Genomic DNA, 17,420 nt, shown 5'->3' with positions numbered 1-17,420 from the left:
TCTCCGTGGCGCGCGTCGCTGTGCCGGGGGTCTCGCCGTGCGGCGACGTGTGCGGCGGGCGGGGCGGCGGAGGCGAGCGCCGCGGAGTCAGCGGCGGTACGGGTTGTAGCCGGCGTAGTCGCGGTGCGGAGGCGGTACGGTCGCGCGGCCCGTCGCCCGCGCCGCGTACACGAGCGCCGGCGCGGCGACGTCCCTGCGTCGCCACAGCTGGTGCAGCAGCTCCCGCTCGCGCTCCGCGAAGTCCGGGCCCGCCGCGCCACGGTGGGCCCGGTGGCGGAGGGAGGCCAGCGACGTCGCGAACGCCTCGTACTCGGAGACCGCGTGGCCCGCGGCCGGACCGTACGTCCGCCGCGCGTAGTCGCGGGCCATTGTGCGCGCGCGCATCGAGGACAGCGCCTGCGGCTCGGCGGCCGCCAGCCAGCCCGCCGCCGCGTACGCCGGCAGCTCGGTGGATACCGTGCGCAGCTCCCGCTGCCGGGTCCATATGGTCAGCCAGGTCAGCAACCCGAACGCGGGCACCATGAACGCCCCGTACACCCCGTAGAAGCCCCACGGGCCGAGCAGTGACGCCGAGGCGTTCCACAGGGCGTGCATGCCCATCGCGAGGGCCAGACCCGTCAACGGCAGCGCGACGCGCCGAATTCGGTGGCGGCGCGCGGCGAGCGCGGCGAGGCCGAAACCGATGCCGGTGAGCACCGTGAACAGCGGGTGCGCGAACGGCGACATCACGATCCGCACGAAGAACGTCGCCGCGGTGACCGAGGCGAGGCCCGAGGTGCCGAACGCCCGGTCCTCGCCGTAGGCGTTGCCGAGGTACAGGATGTTCTCGGTGAAGGCGAAGCCGGTCGCCGTCACGCCCGCGACGACGACCCCGTCCACGAGGCCGGTGAAGTCCCGTCTGCGGAAGAGGAAGAGGAGCAGGACCGACGCCGCCTTGGCGCTCTCCTCGACGACCGGCGCTATGACGGTCGCGCCCAGGGTGTCGGCGGATGCGGGATCGGCGGTGGCGGTGGCGATCCAGCGGGTCGCGAAGGAGTTCGCGATGATCGCTATCAGGGCGGCGGCGCATGCGCCCCAGGCGAAGGCGAAGAGCAGGTTCCGCCAGGGGCCCGGCTCGACGCGGTCCAGCCAGCGGAACGCCGCCAGCAGCAGCGGCACCGGCAGTGTCGCGAGGCCGAGGCCGACCAGGAAGCCCTGGGTGCCGGTCTGTTCCCGCACGAGCGCGAGGATCACCAGCCCGCACAGCGCCAGCAGCGTGATCAGCACGCCCGCCCGGACCGCATGGCTGCGCCACAGGCGGGCGGCGCGCAGCCGGCGGCGCCGCTCGGTGCTCTGCGGCATGCCACCGACCGGCCCGCCGTCCTGCTCCTGACGGCACGCGGGCACCGCCGGATGGGGCGGGCGGCTCGCCATCATGTGCTGCGACGCAGACGACTGGGACACCTCTCGACCCTAACGAGAGGTACTGACAACTGGCGACGGTGCGAGTCACGTCACCGCGTCCGCCCGGCGACGCCGGCCACGGCCCCGCGGCGATCGCGGCCGGGCGCCGCGCACGGCCCCGTGGCGGCCACGGTCCGGCGGCGGTCGCGGCCGGACGCCGCTCACGGCCCGCGGCGGTCACGCCACCGCGCCAGTCACGGCCCCGCGGCGGTCACGCCTCCGCGGCGGGGGCCCCGCCGTCACGCCTCCGGCTGCGCCCGCCGGAACAACAGGTCGTGGACGTTGTGTCCCTTGTCCAGCCCCTGGCCCTCGAAGCGGGTCAGCGGACGGAAGGCGGGACGCGGGGCGTAGCCGCCGTCCGGGACGCTGTTCTCGAAGTCCGGGTGCGCGGTCAGGACGTCGAGCATCTGCTCGGCGTACGGCTCCCAGTCGGTCGCGCAGTGCAGGACCGCGCCGGGGCGCAGGCGCTGGGCGGCCAGCGTCAGGAACTCCGGCTGGATCAGCCGCCGCTTGTGGTGGCGCTTCTTGGGCCAGGGGTCCGGGAAGTAGACGCGCATGCCGTCGAGCGAACGGGGCGGCAGCATCTCGCGCAGCAGGATGATGGCGTCGCCGTTGGCGACGCGCACGTTGGTCAGGCCGTTGCGCTCGGCGAGCCCGAGCAGGTTGCCCTGGCCGGGCGTGTGCACGTCGACGGCGAGGATCCCGGTGTCCGGATCATCGGCGGCCATCTGCGCGGTGGCCTCGCCCATCCCGAACCCGATCTCCAGGACGACCGGCAGCCCGCCGAACATCTCGTCGAGGTCGAGTACCCCGTGCCCGTCGATGTCGAGTCCCCACACCGGCCACAGCCGCTGCAATGCGTCGCCCTGCCCGGCGGTCACCCGGCTGCGGCGCGGCTGGAAGCTGCGGATGCGCCGCTCGTGGTGCGACCCGGCCGGATCGGCGGCGGGCCCGCCGGGGAAGCGCGGCTCGCCCTTGGCACGGAGGACGGGGCGCGCGGTGTGGGGGGTGGTGTTTCGAGACTCAGACACAATGCCTCGATTCTACGAGGCCGAGCACGGAGCCCTGCCGAGCAAGGGGCCCCTGCCGGATCAGCGCCCTGCCGGGTCAGCACCCGGTCGTCGGCGTGCTCGCGTCAGGGAGCCGGTCCTGGTGCAGGGCCGCGAGCGCCCGGCGGGCCACCTCGCGGCCGATCGGCAGGGACGCCGTCGCCGCCGGGGACGGGGCGTTCAGCACGTGGACCGTCCGCGGTGCCTCCCGGATCAGGAAGTCGTCGGCCAGCGTCCCGTCCCGCAGCACCGCCTGGGCACGGACGCCGGCCGGGGCGGGGCGCAGATCGTCCTCGGTCACGGATGGGAGCAGCCGGCGCACCGCCTGCGTGAAGGCGTGCTTGGACAGGGAACGGTGCAGCTCGCCCGCGCCGTAACGCCAGTGCCGGCGGGCGATCCGCCAGGACCCCGGCCAGCGCAGCGTCTCCGCGAGCTCCAGCGGGCGCACGGCGGACCAGGCGTAGCCCTCGCGGGCCAGGGCGGGGACCGCGTTGGGCCCGACGTGGACGCCGCCGTCGATGCCGCGGGTCAGATGCACCCCGAGGAACGGGAACGCCGGGTCCGGCACCGGATAGACCAGGCCCCGCACGAGGCGTGGGCGGGTCAGCTCGTAGTACTCCCCACGGAAGGGAACGATCCGCATCCCCGGGTCGTCGCCCGCGAGCCTCGCCACCCGGTCGCAGTGCAGCCCCGCGCAGTTCACCAAGGCCCGCGCGCGCACCACCGTCCCCGACGCCGTCCGCACCGCGACCCCCCATGGCCGGCGGTCGACGGCGGTGACCTCCTCGCCGTACCGCACGTCCGCGTCGGACGCGCGCGCGAGCTGTGCCGCGACCATGCCGTAGTCGCACACGCCCGTGGTGCCGACGTGGATCGCGGCGAGGCCGCGCACCTCGGGCTCGTACTCCGCGATCTGCGCGGGGCCCAGCTCGCGCACGGGGATGCCGTTCTCCCGGCCGCGCTGGACGAGGGCGTGCAGCCGTGGCAGTTCCTCGCGCTCCGTGGCGACGATCAGCTTCCCCGTGACCTGGTGGTCGATGCCGTACTCGGCGCAGAACTTCACCATCTCGGCCGCCCCGCGCACCGCGAAGCGGGCCTTCAGAGATCCGGGCCGGTAGTAGATGCCGCTGTGGATCACGCCGCTGTTGCGCCCGGTCTGGTGCCGGGCCGGACCGCGCTCCTTCTCCAGGACCGTCACCCGCGTCCCGGGCGCCGAACGCGTGAGGGCATACGCCGCCGACAGGCCGACGATCCCGCCGCCCACCACCAGCACGTCGCAGTCGAAGCTCCGCCCGGACGCCGTCACCGCGTCACCTCCCACCCCGATAGTGCACTGGCCCGCCGACAATGCGCTTAAACCAGCGTCGCCGAGGGGGCGCGCGTCACCTGCTCACATCCCGTCCCGACCGGACCCTCCGCGCCGGACCGTCCCCGCCCGCCGTCCCGCCCCCTCGCGGATGCCGCGGCCGCCGCCGTCGCCACGCGCCGGCCTCCGCCTACGCCGGTGCCGCCAGCAGCGGGCGGGCCCTCTCCCGCAGCTCCATCACCCGCGGCTCGTCGCCGTACGGCTCCAGGCGGTGCAGCAGGTCCCGTACGTACTCGGTGGTGCGGGCCGAGGAGATCCTGCCCGCGACCTCCACCGCGCGCGTGCCCGCCGCGCAGGCCGCGTCCAGGTTCCCCGACTCCAGCTCCGCCACCGCCGAGACGACCAGGCGTAAGCCGTGCGAGCGGACGAACTCCTCCGTCGGCCGCGACAGCGCCTGCTCGGTGAAGCGGCGCACCTGGCGCGGCGCCTTCAGGTCCCGGTAGCACTCGGCGGCGTCGGCGGCGAAGCGGTCGTACGAGTAGAAGCCGAGCCACGACGGGTCCGCGTCGCCCTCGCGGGAACGTTCCAGCCAGCCCTCGGCAGCCTTCAGCGCCTGGCCGGCCGCCGCGGCGTCGTTCGCCTTGGCGTGCGCCCGGGCCTCCACCAGCCGGAAGAAGCTCATCGTCCGGGCGGTGGCGAGGCCGCGGTTGCGCTCCAGCGCGGCCTGCGCGAGGTCGACGCCCTCGTCGGCGAAACCCCGGTAGGTCGCCTGCAGCGACATCGAGGCCAGTACGTAACCGCCCAGCGGCACGTCGGCCGCGGCACGGGCGAGCCGGAGCGCCTGGATGTAGTAGCGCTGCGCCGCCTCCTGCTGGCCGGTGTCGAACGCCATCCACCCGGCCAGCCGCGTCAGTTCGGCGGTGGCGCCGAACAGGGCGCGGCCCACCTCGTCCGAGTACGATCCGAGGAGCAGCGGGGCCGCGTCCACGCGCAGGCACTCGGGGACCATCGACGAACGCCAGTCCCCGCCGCCGTACTTGGAGTCCCAGCGGCGCGCGTCCTCCGCGGCCTCGCGCAGCTTGGCCACGTCGCTGTGGCCGACGCGCACAGGGGCTTCCGTGCTCTCCGGCGTCTCGGGGGCGGCCGGTGCGGATCCGCCGGCGGGGGCGGTCCGTCCGGCGCCCGCGGAGGCGCCGACGAGCCGCTCGACCGACGGGTCCGCGGGGGTTATCAGCCAGCGCGAGGCGGGAGTCGCGTAGGCGCTCACCGCGAAGGAGCCGGCCAGCGACTGCCAGATGCCCCCGCCGCCCGCCCGCCGGCCCGCGAGGTCCAGGCGGTACAGCTCGGTGGCCGATTTCACCGCCTCGCCCACGTCCCGCGGGAAGGCCAGACCGACCTCCGGCGCCGGGTCCGCGTCGGCCAGCCCGATCTCGTGCAGCGGCACCGGCCGGCCCAGCTTGGCCCCGATGGCGGCGGCGATGAGATGGGGCGCCGAGCCCTGCGGCACCATGCCCTTGGAGACCCACCGCGCCACCGACGTCTTGTCGTAGCGGAGGGTCAGACCGCGCTGCGCCCCCAGGTCGTTGACCCGCCGGGCGAGGCCGGCGTTGCTGATTCCCGCGAGGGCGAGAACGGTGCCGAGCTTTTCGTTCGGCCCGCGTTGCTCCCTGGACATGCGCCACCCCTCGACACACAGACAGCTGCCGTGACGCCTGCGGCGCACGGCATTCGTGCTGTGTCCTCCCGGTTCGCACACCCCCCGCGTCCGAGTGCTCCCGGCCGCAAAAGCGGGTGGCCGGGCCCTTCGGAATATGCGCTCCTGCCGAGGACAGCAGTAAACCCAGCGTAGTTCGCCACATCCCTACCGTTAAGAGGCGGTGTTCCCTATGGCGGGATTGTTGTGCGGGCGGGAGTACGCCGCCGGCCGCCGTGCTCCCGCCGTGTGGCCGTGCGCCCGTGTGTGCGCTCTGGCCGAGGATGTTCGGGAGCGCTTCCATCATTACCGCGTGGGTCGGCCCACTGCGTACTGGAAACCAGTGGGCTGGGGGACACTGCCGCCTCCATCCCCGCGGGGCGGCGGACCGGTCCGGGAGGCGAACTCCGCCTCCCGGCCCGGAAGTTGGGCCCGGAGTCAGTTGCCGAGAATGGCCGAATGACGCCTGTCCCTCAACGCCCCGGAACCCGCCGGACGGGCCCTCGCGGAGCCCCCGTGGCCCTCCCGGCGGCCACCGAGGGGCCCATGCCGCAGGCGAGTTCACTTTTTGCGCGCGCTACCGGAGCCCTCCGCCTGCGCCCTGGCGGGCATGGGTGTTACCTCCATCCCTTGCGCCTCCTTCGTGGCAGCATGTCCCCGAACGGCTTCGGGAATCGTGGAGGCGGGGATGCGGTGGCTGGTGGGGTGGAGCAGTATCGCCGCGAACTTCGGTACGGCCGGGGCCGTCGGAGCCCCTGACGGCCTTGACGACCTCGATGGCGACGGCCGCACCGTCCACCCCGTCGGAGCCCAACTGCTGTGGGGAGACCCCGATCCGCTCTGGGCGGTCGGCGACTGGCGGCCCGACGAGGTGCGCGTCGTCACGGCCGAACCGCCCGTGCGTTCCGTCCCCGGCGGCGGCACGAACCCGCCCGCGGTCACCCGCCTCGCCGTCCTCGGCTGCTGCGCCGCCAGCGACGAACAACTGCGGCTCGGACTGTTCGCGGCGCGCGGCGGCGCACTGAGGCATCTGACCGCATGGGCCGGCAGCTACACGGCCGTGGTCCAGGCCGGCCGCCGCATCACCGTCGTCGGCGATCTCGCGGGCGCCCGGCCCGTGTTCTACACCCCGTGGGCCGGTGGCACCGCGTACGCCACCGCCGCCCTCCCGCTCGCCGACCTCATCGAGGCCCAGCTCGACATCGGGCATCTGGCCGCGCTGCTCGCCTGCCCCGAGACGCCGGAAGCGCTGCGCGACTCCACCCCGTACGCGGGGGTCAAGCGCATCCCGCCCGGGCACGCGCTGATCCTGCGGGAGGGCTCACGGGAGATCACCGGGTACGAGCCGGTGGCCTCCCTGGCCGTCGCCGGGCCGCAGATCGACCCGGCCAAGGCGGTCGACGGCGTGCGGGACGCACTGGTCGACGCGGTACGGGCGCGACTCACCGCCCCGCGGCACGCACCGGAGACCCTGCCGCCCGACCCGGGCCCCGTGCCGGGCATGGGTCCCGCCGAACGCCGCGCCGCGCGCGGGGCCCCCGCTCCCGGCATCGGCGCCGACCTGTCCGGAGGCAGTGCATCCAGCACGCTGGCGTTGCTGGCAGCCGGGCTGCCCGGCGTGCCGGGCACCGTGCTCGGACACGGGGCGGGCGCGGGCGAACGGCTGCTCGCCGTCACCTTCAACGACCTGGTCACCAGCGGACGCGAGGCCCGCGAGCCGGAGCTGGAACGCGCCCGCGCCATCGCCGCCAACCCGCGGCTGCACCACGTCGTCGTCGCGGCCGGGGAGGAGTCCCTCCCGTACGCCGGGCTCGACTCGGGGCCACTCACCGACGAACCGTCGTCGGCCCTGGTGACGGCCGAACGGCACCGCAGCCGGCTGGCGGCCGGCAGCGCCGACCACTTCACCGGGGCGGGCGCGCGGCAGGTGCTGGACGCGCATCCGGCGCGGCTCGCGGATCTGCTGATGGACCGGCGCCGACGCCATCTGCTGCGGCCGGTCACCGCACTGGCCCGGGCCGACGGGGCGTCGCCGCAGTCACTGTTCGTGCCGCTCACCGTGTACCGGGCGGCGCGACGCCTGGCCCGTACGCCCTACCGCGCCGGTCTCGAAGCCGCTGCCGACCGGCTGCTCACCGCGAACCGTGCGGGCGCGGTCGGTCTCAACGGCGCGGTCGGCGCTTCGCTCGCCGCGCTGCACTGGGCCCGGCCCGGCCCCGCGGCGCGCTGGCTGACCGGCGAGGCGCTCGCTGAAGTATCGGTTCGCCTGATGGAGGCGGCGACACGGCCGACGTCCGTGCAACGGCCCGGCGAGGCCCGGGCCCGGGCGGCGCTCAGCCGCCACGCCGCGGACCAGCGCATCCTGGAACAGGCCGCCGAGATCCGCAGCCAGCGGGTGCACGCCCCCTTCCTCGACAACCAGGTCGTACGCGCCGGCCGCGACCTCCCCGAATCGCTGCGGGTGCAGCCGGGGGCGCGGGCATCGGTGCTGCGCACGGTCCTCGCGGGGGCCGGCATCCACGACCTCCCGCCGGGCTGGGGCGCCACGACGCATGCCTCCCACACGGCGACGGCGGCGGCGCGCACCGGCCTGCGGGCCGCGCTCCCGCATCTGATGGCCCTGTTCGACGCCCCGCTGCTCGCGGATGCGGGCCTGGTGGAGGCGCGCGTCGTCCGCAAGGCGCTGCGTGCCGCGTCCGAAGGGGAACCCGTCCCGCTGGACGGCCTGGCCGACCTGGTCTCCACGGAACTGTGGCTGCGCCGGCTCCTGTCCCGCCGCGGCACCTGCTGGACGGGCACGGCGGCACCGCGCCGCCGCGCGGTGGCGGGCGGCGTCCCCAAACGCCGCACGCTCCAGGCGTAGCGCGCCGGGCCGAGGGGCACGCCCCTGCGGTCGCTGTCTAGCGGCAGGTGATCCGGGACTCCGCCCAGTCCGCCAGCGCCGCCATGCCCGACAGGTCCGCCGGCTCCACGACCAGGCGCAGCGTCGCGTGGCCGGCGAGCGGCACGTGGACCGGCACCGCCGCGTCGCCGCGCCGGAGAGCGGCCGAGCGCCAGAGCCTGACCCCGTCCCCGTACACCGAGAAGCGCACCGCACGCACGCCCGGCGTCAGGTCGTCGACGCCGACGAGCGCGTCATAGGCCATGCAGTCGCGGTTGAGGTCGATGGTGACGGACGACCTGCCGTGCACCGTCACCCCGTGCCCGTACTGCCTGCCGCCGATCGACATGCCCGAGCGCTGCCACATCCAGCTGCTCTCGTCGTGCCGCACCTCGGGGCCGGTGTGGTCGCCGAAGACGCCGTAGCCCAGGCGGTTGACCTGGTAGACCTTCGGCTGCGGGGCAGGCGGCGTGGGTGTCGGGGTCGGTGAAGGAGTCCGCGTCGGCGTCGGTGTCGGTGTGGGTGTCGGCGTGGGTGTCGGGGTGCGCTTCGGCTCGGCGGGCGTCGGCGTCGGCGTGGGAGGGGCGCTTGGCTTCGGTACGGGCGCGGCCGCTGGGGGAACGGGCGCGGGCGGCGCCGGCGGGTCGGGCTGCGGCCGGGGTGCGGCCGGCTCCGGCGCGACGGGCTGAGTGACCGGTGGCTTGGCCATGGGCTCCGGCTCGGGCTCGGCGTCACCCAACAGCGCCCACACCAGCCCGGCCGTCGCGGCGAGGGCCACGGCCGCCGCGATCCCGGCCTTCGCGGGCGCACCGAGCCCCTCCACGGCCGCCGCGCCGACGGCACCGCCCGACGCGCCCGCCGTGCCCGACGCGCCTGACGTGGCGGCCGCGGCGGCACCCGCCCCCGCTGCGCCCACGGCCCCGCCGGCGACGATTCCCGCCGCCTTGAGGGAGTACCCGGCGGCGAACCAGCCGACGACCGCGATCGGCAGCAGTGCGGGAATGCCCGCGTTCACATGGGCCAGCTCACCGGCGGCCAGACGGCACTTGACGCAGTCGTCCAGGTGCTTGCGCAGTCCCCGCTCCGCCAGCATCCGCAGCCCACCACGGGCATACGCGCCCAGCCGGTCCGCGTACCGGGCGCAGTCGCCGCCCGCGGTGAGCGCCGTGCTCACATGCGCCTGGAGATACGCCTGCCTGAGGCCTTCCCTGGCCCGGCTGGCCAGCACCGCCGTCGCGTTGGCGGTCAGGCCGAAGAGGGGCGCCACGTCGCTCGGCGACTCCTCCTCCACCGTCGTGTGCCACAGCACCGCCTGCCAGCGCTCGGGCAGGGACCGGAACGCCTGCATGGCCAGCGACTGTTCGGCCTCGTGCATCGCGCGCACGTCCGCTCCGAGGCCGAGCGTGTCGTCCGTCGCAGAGTCCGGGCTGCGCGCCGCCTCCGCGACGAACGCCGCGAAGTCGTCGACCAGTTGCTCCCGTTTCGCCGTTTTCGTCCAGGCAGCGGCGACCCGGCGGACGGTGGTGAGCAGATACGCCCGCACCGCCTGCTCCGGCCCGGCACCGCCGCGCACCGCCTGGAGGGTCCGCGCGAAGACCTCCGCGGTCAGGTCGTCCGCGGTGTGCGCGTCGCGGCAGCACGTGCGCGCGTACCGCCGGACGGCCTCGCAGTGGCGGCGGAACAACTCCCCGTAGGCGCCGTCGTCGCCGGCCCGCATGCGCTGGATCAGCTCGGAGTCCGCCGGCGGGAGCTCGCGCGGCGGCAGCACCGAACCGGCGCTGCCGTCACGCTGCTGCGGAACCGCGTACTTCTCCGGGTCCGCCTGATCCCGCTCGCGCGCCCCGCCGGGGTCCGCCCCGCCGGTGTCCGCGCCGTCCGCCCGGTGGTTCGCCTCGCCGCCATGCGGCCGCGGCACGCCGGACGCGCCACGGCGTCTGCCCTGGCCGGGTATCCGCCGAGACGGTCCGGCCGTCCCGGAGCCGCCCGCACCGGCGAGTGACTCGTCCTGATGGTCACCGCTCATCGCGGAAGCCCCCGTAAGCACTTAGGACCCGAATGACCGGGCCAGCGTGCCACAGCGCGGCCGTACGCCGAACCCATATGCGCCGCGACCACTCGTCCGGGGAGACTTCCCCGGAACCTCACTTCGCCAGTCATGCGAAAGAGGCACAATCAATCGGCCGCGGCGACAAGGGCGGTTGACGTCAGAGCGCCGCCGGAACGAGCCACGGGGCAGGAGCGCCCGTGTGCAACCTCATGCGGACCGCGGCCGCAAACCCTCCAGCAGGATGTCCAGCAGCCGGGCCGACGCGGCCTCCTGCTGCGCCGCGTCGGGCAGCGACGGCGCAGCCGTCGCTATCACCAGCAGCACGTCGGCCACCGTCACGTCATCGCGCAGCTCACCCGCGGCCCGTGCCCGCTCGACGAGTCGGCCCACGACCTCCAGCAGGTCCGCCGCGCCCGCGTCGTCCTGCTCCTCGGCCGGCACCGCGCGCGGCCCGACCACCCGCAGCCCCGACGGCGCACCCGCCCGCTGCTGCGGCACCCGCATGTCCTCGCGCGCCTGCCCCGGCAGGTCGTCGGCCCGCCCCGCCGCCTCGTCGCCGTCCACCTGGACCCGCAGGACCTGAGGCGGCAGCAGCCGCCCGGCCCCGGACGCCACTGAGGTGCGCAGGAACCTGGAGAGCGCCGACCACGGCTCCTCCTCCTGCCCGAGGGCCGTACGCGCCTGCTCGGTCAGCCGGGAGATCTCCTCCGCGGCTATCCGCCGCACCAGCACGTCCTTGCTCGGGAACCGGCGGTAGACCGTGCCCACCCCGACCCGGGCGCGCCGGGCCACGTCCTCCATCGGCGCCCCGTACCCCAGCTCGCCGAACACCTCGCGGGCGGCGCGCAGGACATGCTCGAGATTGCGCTGCGCGTCCACGCGCAGCGGCGCCGAACGGCCCGTCCCTATCGGACCCGTCGGGCCGCTCCCATTGCCGTCCGTCACCGAAGCCTGCGCGACGGCGGTCTGCCAATGCGAATCCTGAATGTGCATACCGTTCCCCCGGTCATGTCGTCTCCCCCCGGAGACATCCCCGCCCTGGTCTGCCGGGCGTGCCATGACCTGGCACCCCGACCGATGACGAACATAGTTGAGCCGGAGTCAATTCAGAAGGGGGTACTTCGCACGGAGCGCCCCCCGATCGGAGCAAGGACCGGAAGGATCCCTATTCCACCCCCTGGCTCCTGCCACCCCGCCCGGCCTGACCTGCTCGGCTTCCGTTATGCCCCGAGCTGTGCCGCGGCAGGGCCGGCGACGGCTTCCGGTCACACAATTCGCCGAGCCTGTGGACAAACGAACGACGACGTTGCGTCATGGGATGGTGAAGGCTGCAAACTCCCGGGGCACGACCTCCGGCACCTCGCCGCGCACCCGCATTCTGGTCGTCGGCGGCGGCTACGTCGGGATGTACACCGCGCTGCGCCTCCAGCGGAAGCTGAAGCCGGAGCTCGACCGCGGCGACGTCGAGATCGTGGTGGTCACCCCCGATCCCTACATGACGTACCAGCCGTTCCTGCCGGAGGCCGCGGCCGGTTCCGTCTCCCCGCGCCATGTGGTCGTCCCCCTGCGCCGCGTCCTCCACAGATGCACGATCGTCATCGGTGAGGCCCGTGCCGTCGACCACGCCAAGCGGACGGCCACCATCACCACGCTCGCCACCGAGGAGGAGGGCACCGGAGCCGTCGACATCACCTACGACGAGCTCGTCATCGCCCCCGGCTCCGTCTCCCGCGCCCTCCCCGTCCCCGGCCTCGCCGACTACGGCATCGGTTTCAAGACGGTCGAGGAAGCCATCGGCCTGCGCAACCACGTCATCGAGCAGATGGACATCGCGTCCTCCACCCGCGACCCGGCGATCCGCGACGCGGCCCTCACCTTCGTCTTCGTCGGCGGCGGCTACGCGGGTGTCGAAGCCCTCGCCGAACTCGAGGACATGGCCCGCTACACCGCCCGCTACTACCACAACGTCAAGCCCGAGGACATGAAGTGGATCCTCGTCGAGGCGGCCGGGCGCATCCTGCCCGAGGTCGGCGAGGAGATGGGCCGCTACGCCGTCCGCGAGTTGCGCGCCCGGAACATCGACGTACGGCTGGAGACGCGGCTCGAGTCGTGCGAGGACCGGGTCGCCGTGCTCAGCGACGGCTCCCGCTTCCCGACCCGGACCGTGGTCTGGACGGCCGGCGTCAAACCGGCACCGCTGCTCGCCGCCACCGACCTCCCGCTCAACGAGAGCGGCCGCCTCGCCTGCACCGAACACCTCACCGTCGACGGTGTCGCCCACGCCTGGGCGGCGGGCGACGCCGCGGCCGTCCCGGACGTCACCTCCGACAGACCCGGCGCCGAATGCGCGCCCAACGCCCAGCACGCCGTGCGCCAGACCAAGGTGCTGGCCGAGAACATCGCCGCCGCCCTGCGCGGACAGCCCCTGCACCAGTACGCCCACAAATACGCCGGCTCGGTCGCCTCCCTCGGGCTCCACAAGGGCGTGGCCCACATCTACGGCCGTAAGCTCAAGGGCTATCCGGCCTGGCTCATGCACCGCACCTACCACCTCAGCCGCGTCCCGACCTTCAACCGCAAGGCCCGCGTCCTCGCCGAATGGACCCTCGCCGGCCTCTTCAAACGCGAGATCGTCTCCCTCGGGTCGCTGGAGCATCCGCGGGCCGAGTTCGAACTCGCCGCGGGCGGCAGACGCAACGGCGAGGGAAAGGACAGCAGCCCGCCGTACAGTGCCGCGGACGAGTCGGCGGACAGTTCCCCGGACGGCCCTTCCGGCACCTGACGCCGCCGACCGGAGCTGGGTGACAAGGACTGTCAGTCCGGTCGACCACACTGGACGTGTGACCATAGGTGGGCTCACACCTGCACAGAGTGACCCTTGGCGACGACCCCCATTGAGGCTTGAAAGTCAGTGAACTTCACGCGTTGGAGCCCCAGGCTCCCCGGTACGCAGCGTCGCGCCGCAGCACGGAGGACCGATCAGGGGCTCTCGCCGTCGCAGCGGGGCGAGGGATCGGTGCCCGCGGCCCGCGGTGAGTCCGGACAGCCGCAGGAGACCCCCTCGGACGTCCCGGCGCTGGAGGACTTCTCCGTGCCGGAGATCCTCGGCCGCCTCCCCGCGCTGGTCGCCCTCGTCTACGGCCCCGACCACCGCATCGCGTACGTCAACGACGCGTACACCGCCGCCTTCGGTCACCGCACGCCCGGCACCACGGCCGCCGACAGCTGCCCCGAGCTCGCCGAGCTGGGCCTGCTCCCGCTCATGGACCAGGTGCTGCGCAGCGGCAAGCCCCGCACGGTCAAGTCCCGCAGGACGCGGGGCGGGGGCTCGTACACGGTCACCTGCCTGCCCGCCGAGCGGACCGGCGGCGGCAAGGAGACCGGCGGCGTTCTCGTCTTCGCGGCCGACGTCACCGACCACGCCGAGGCCGCCGAGCGGCTGCGCGCCAGCGAGCGGCGCCACCGCGAGACCGCCGTGACCCTCCAGCGCTCGCTCCTGCCGCAGGAGTTGGAGCAGCCCGACGACCTGCGGTTCGCCGCCACCTACCAGCCCGGCGGCACGGACGCGGCGGTCGGCGGCGACTGGTACGACGTGATCACGCTCGGCGCCGGCCGCACGGCCCTGGTCATCGGCGACGTGATGGGCCGCGGTGTCCGCGCGGCGGCCGTCATGGGCCAGCTGCGCACCGCCGTACGGGCCTACGCCCGTCTGGACCTGCCGCCCCACGAGGTGCTCCAGCTGCTCGACGGGCTCGCCTCCGAGATCGACCCCAGCCAGATCGCCACCTGTGTGTACGCGGTCCACGACCCGAACGAGGGCCGCCTGGTGTACGCGTCGGCCGGGCACCTGCCGATCCTCGTCCGCGACCAGGACGGCAGCGTCCGCCGCGCCGACGAGCCCACCGGCCCCCCGCTCGGCACCGGCGGCTACCTGCACACCTCGGGTTCCATCGACCTCCCGCCCGGCGCCACCGCCGTCCTCTACACAGACGGGCTGGTGGAGCGCCGGCGCGAGGACATCGACGAGGGCGTGGCCGCGCTGGAGCGCGCGCTGGCGGGGGCGACCGGCAGCCCGCAGGTGGTCTGCGACCGGCTGATCCGCTCCCTGGGCGTGACCGCCGAGCACGACGACGACGTCGCGCTCCTCGTCCTGCAGCACCCGACCCGCAAGGGCGCCGACGCCGAGCTGTTCCACAACGCCGCGCTGGACCTCCTCGGCGGCATCGAGGCCGCGCCCCGCGCGCGTGCCTTCGCCTCCGGGGTGCTGGCCTCCTGGCGTTTCTCGCCCGAGCTCCACGACCTCGGCGTCCTGGCGGTCAGCGAGCTGGTGGCCAATTCCCTCAAGCACGGTTCCCCGCCCATGCGCCTGCGACTGCGCCGCACGGACCGGCGGCTGATCGTCGAGGTGACGGACGGGGACGAGCACCTGCCGCGCCGCCGCCGGGCGGAGTCCGAGGACGAGGCGGGCCGCGGCATCTCGATCATCGCGACGATCGCCTCGTCCTGGGGGAGCCGTCGTACGCCGGGCGGCGGCAAGGCCGTCTGGTGCGAGTTCGCCCTCCCCTGACCGTCACTGGGCGGGGGCGACGGCCTCCTCGGGCTTGTGCACGGTCACCACGCGGGACTTCACCGCGAGCGACGGCCGGTCCTGCACCGGAGTGAGCCGCTTGCCCAGCCGCAGCGCGAGCACGGTGATGCCGAGCGAGAACAGCACGAACGTCACGATGTACGGCCCGTGCAGCGCCGCGCCCATCGGACCGCCGACGGCCGGACCGACCGCCAGCGCGAGCTGCTTGACCAGGGCGAACGCCGAGTTGTACTGCCCGACCATCGCATCCGGCGCAAGGTCGGCGACCAGCGGGGCGACGGTCGGCGACAGCATGGCCTCGCCGAGCCCGAACAGCGCGTACGTCGAGATGAACGCGGCGGTCGCCATGGCCTGGCTGCCGTGGCCGAGACCCGCGTAGCCCGCGGCGATCCACGCGACGGCCCAGATCAGACCGACCGACGCGATGACCCGGCTGCGGCTGCGGCGCTCGACGAACCTCAGCACGAGGAACTGCGCGGCCACGATCACCGCGGTGTTGGCGGCGAGCGCCGTGCCCAGGGTGGCGGGCTCGATCCCGGCCGCCTCGGTGCCGTACGCGGCGAGTCCCGACTCGAACTGCCCGTAGCAGGCGAAGAAGAGGACGAAGCCCAGAACGAGGAGCTGCACCATCGCCCGGTGCCCGAGCAGCGCGCGGACCCCGCCCCTGGCCCTGGCCTCCGTGTCGGCGGGCCGGGCACTGCGCAGCGACGCGGACTCGGGCAGCCGTACGGTCAGCGCGATGCCGGCGAGGACGAGGAACATCGCGGCCTCGATGCCGAACAGCAACGTGAAGCTGGCGGGCCGGCTCTCGTCGACGATGTGTCCGCCGATGAGGCCACCGATGCCGAGACCGAGGTTCTGCAGGAAGAACTGCATGGCGAAGGCGCGGGTGCGCGTCGTGGTCTCCGAGCACCAGACGATCATGGTGGCCAGAGCCGGCTGCATGACGGCCGTCCCGGCACCGAGCACCGCCGCGGACAGGACGACGGTCGGCACGCTCCCCGACAACCCCATGCCCGCCGCTCCCACGGACGCCAGCACCGCGGCCCCCACCAGTACGGGCAGCGGCCCGCGCCGGTCGATGACCCGCCCCGTGAACGGCAGAGCGACGAGGGCAGCCAGGGCGAAGACGGCGAGCACCACGCCCGATGTACTCGCGCCCAGGTCGCGCACCTGCGCCACATAGACGTAGAGGTACGGAACGGTGAAGCCGAGCCCGAACGCGCTCAGCGCGTTCCCCGCCTGGATCCGGCGCATCGCTGCACCCTTCGCCTTGGTCACACTCACCCACTTCGGCAGAGGTCCTGCAGGACCTGGAGGACTGAAGTCTGAAGACTTCAACAGTAAAGTTAGAGCCTCAACAATACACACTGAAGGACTTCAAGGCCAACGAGTGCCGTGCGATACTTCCGCGCATGCCTACTGAGACCCCCGCGGACGCCGTCTCCGGCCCGCAGGAGCCGAGCCTCGACGAGCAGATCGCCGCCTACCAGCGCGAGTACGGCGATCTCGACCCACAGGTCGAGAAGGTGGTCTCCGCCCTCGGGCGGCTCAACCGCCGGATGAACGTCGCGTACGGCCGCCAGGTCGCCGCCCTCGGCATCAGCAACGCCGAGTGGGAGGTCCTCAAGACCCTGGTCCTCTCGGGCTCCCCCTACCGCCTCGGCCCGGGGGAGCTCGCCAAGCGACTCGGCCTCACGCCGGCCGCCATGACCCACCGCATCGACCGGATGGCCGGCGAGGGCCTGGTGACCCGCGACCGGGACGAGAGCAACCGCGTCCGCGTGATCGTCGAGCTGACGGACGAGGGCCGCACGAAGTGGCTCGAGGCGATGCGTATGGCGACGACGTTCGAGGAGGACCTGCTCCAGGACCTCGCCCCGGACGAGCGCGCCCGGCTCGGCGAACTGCTGATCCGCGTGCTGCGCCGGGTCGAGCACGACCAGCCGGACGCCGGCGGACGGCTCACCGACCTGGACTGAGGACAGGTACCGGGACGCCGGCGGGGGAGAGTTGACACAGCCCCCGCCGATCCGTAAGGTTCTTCGAGTTGTCGCGGAGGCGGAACGGTTCCTCGACAGCCATCCTCGCCGCAGATGCGGCAACCAAACTCAGCACGATCTCCCAGCCGGGACGAATTTCGGCATGCCGAAATTCATTTCGACGACTCGATTATGAGTCGCCCGGGAAATCCGCTAGGGTTTGAGCGTCGGAACGGCCCAACGGCCGGGAAGGCAAATCCCGCTGACTGGGAATCGGGCCCGAAAGGATCTGATAGAGTCGGAACCGCCGGAAAGGGAAGCGCGAAAGCGAAGAACTGGAAAGCACCGAGGAAATCGGATCGGAAAGATCTGATAGAGTCGGAAACGCAAGACCGAAGGGAAGCGCCCGGAGGAAAGCCCGACGAGGGTGA

11 protein-coding genes are annotated in these 17,420 nt (G+C 73.7%); 4 read left to right on the top strand and 7 right to left on the bottom strand.

The window, feature by feature from the left end; translation table 11 throughout:
* Window positions 1-87 precede the first annotated feature (87 nt).
* From ACLB9X_RS30390 to ACLB9X_RS30375, 4 genes are all read right to left on the bottom strand, one after another.
* Window positions 88-1,416, bottom strand: coding sequence for a PrsW family intramembrane metalloprotease (locus ACLB9X_RS30390; RefSeq protein WP_410363679.1), 1,329 nt, complete (start codon window positions 1,414-1,416; stop codon window positions 88-90).
* 266 nt (window positions 1,417-1,682) lie between these two features.
* Window positions 1,683-2,474, bottom strand: coding sequence for a tRNA (guanosine(46)-N7)-methyltransferase TrmB (trmB, locus tag ACLB9X_RS30385; RefSeq protein ID WP_410363647.1), 792 nt, complete (start codon window positions 2,472-2,474; stop codon window positions 1,683-1,685).
* 76 nt (window positions 2,475-2,550) lie between these two features.
* Window positions 2,551-3,798, bottom strand: a complete 1,248-nt coding sequence (gene lhgO, locus ACLB9X_RS30380) for an L-2-hydroxyglutarate oxidase (RefSeq protein WP_410363646.1) — start codon at window positions 3,796-3,798, stop codon at window positions 2,551-2,553.
* Window positions 3,799-3,988: 190 nt separating this feature from the next.
* Window positions 3,989-5,473 (bottom strand): MFS transporter, encoded by a 1,485-nt coding sequence (locus tag ACLB9X_RS30375; protein WP_410363645.1) that lies wholly within the window; start codon window positions 5,471-5,473, stop codon window positions 3,989-3,991.
* A 706-nt stretch (window positions 5,474-6,179) separates the two neighbouring features.
* On the opposite strand from ACLB9X_RS30375, the gene ACLB9X_RS30370 reads away from it, so the two are divergent.
* Window positions 6,180-8,354 (top strand): asparagine synthase-related protein, encoded by a 2,175-nt coding sequence (locus ACLB9X_RS30370; protein ID WP_410363644.1) that lies wholly within the window; start codon window positions 6,180-6,182, stop codon window positions 8,352-8,354.
* A 37-nt stretch (window positions 8,355-8,391) separates the two neighbouring features.
* Here the strand turns inward: ACLB9X_RS30370 and ACLB9X_RS30365 are convergent, their stop codons facing one another.
* Both ACLB9X_RS30365 and ACLB9X_RS30360 read right to left on the bottom strand, forming a co-directional pair.
* On the bottom strand, window positions 8,392-10,395 hold the full coding sequence (locus tag ACLB9X_RS30365; protein WP_410363643.1) for a sigma-70 family RNA polymerase sigma factor: 2,004 nt from the start codon (window positions 10,393-10,395) through the stop codon (window positions 8,392-8,394).
* A gap of 231 nt (window positions 10,396-10,626) precedes the next feature.
* Window positions 10,627-11,412 carry a TetR/AcrR family transcriptional regulator gene (locus ACLB9X_RS30360; RefSeq protein ID WP_410363642.1) on the bottom strand — a complete coding sequence of 262 codons (786 nt, stop codon included), beginning with the start codon at window positions 11,410-11,412 and terminating at the stop codon, window positions 10,627-10,629.
* Between the two features lie 325 nt (window positions 11,413-11,737).
* Between ACLB9X_RS30360 and ACLB9X_RS30355 the strand changes: the two genes are divergently transcribed.
* Window positions 11,738-13,201 (top strand): NAD(P)/FAD-dependent oxidoreductase, encoded by a 1,464-nt coding sequence (locus ACLB9X_RS30355; RefSeq protein WP_410363641.1) that lies wholly within the window; start codon window positions 11,738-11,740, stop codon window positions 13,199-13,201.
* A 129-nt stretch (window positions 13,202-13,330) separates the two neighbouring features.
* Window positions 13,331-14,986, top strand: coding sequence for a SpoIIE family protein phosphatase (locus tag ACLB9X_RS30350; protein ID WP_410363640.1), 1,656 nt, complete (start codon window positions 13,331-13,333; stop codon window positions 14,984-14,986).
* A 3-nt stretch (window positions 14,987-14,989) separates the two neighbouring features.
* Here ACLB9X_RS30350 and ACLB9X_RS30345 read toward each other — a convergent pair whose 3' ends face one another.
* On the bottom strand, window positions 14,990-16,264 hold the full coding sequence (locus ACLB9X_RS30345) for an MFS transporter (protein WP_410363639.1): 1,275 nt from the start codon (window positions 16,262-16,264) through the stop codon (window positions 14,990-14,992).
* Between the two features lie 158 nt (window positions 16,265-16,422).
* On the opposite strand from ACLB9X_RS30345, the gene ACLB9X_RS30340 reads away from it, so the two are divergent.
* On the top strand, window positions 16,423-16,989 hold the full coding sequence (locus tag ACLB9X_RS30340) for a MarR family winged helix-turn-helix transcriptional regulator (RefSeq protein WP_410363638.1): 567 nt from the start codon (window positions 16,423-16,425) through the stop codon (window positions 16,987-16,989).
* The last annotated feature ends 431 nt before the right edge of the window (window positions 16,990-17,420 follow it).

The sequence above is a fragment of the Streptomyces sp. 5K101 genome, assembly GCF_046506645.1.
Taxonomy (GTDB): domain Bacteria; phylum Actinomycetota; class Actinomycetes; order Streptomycetales; family Streptomycetaceae; genus Streptomyces.
Note: the sequence above shows the minus strand (reverse complement) of the source record. Positions and strands in the feature narration are given on the sequence as shown.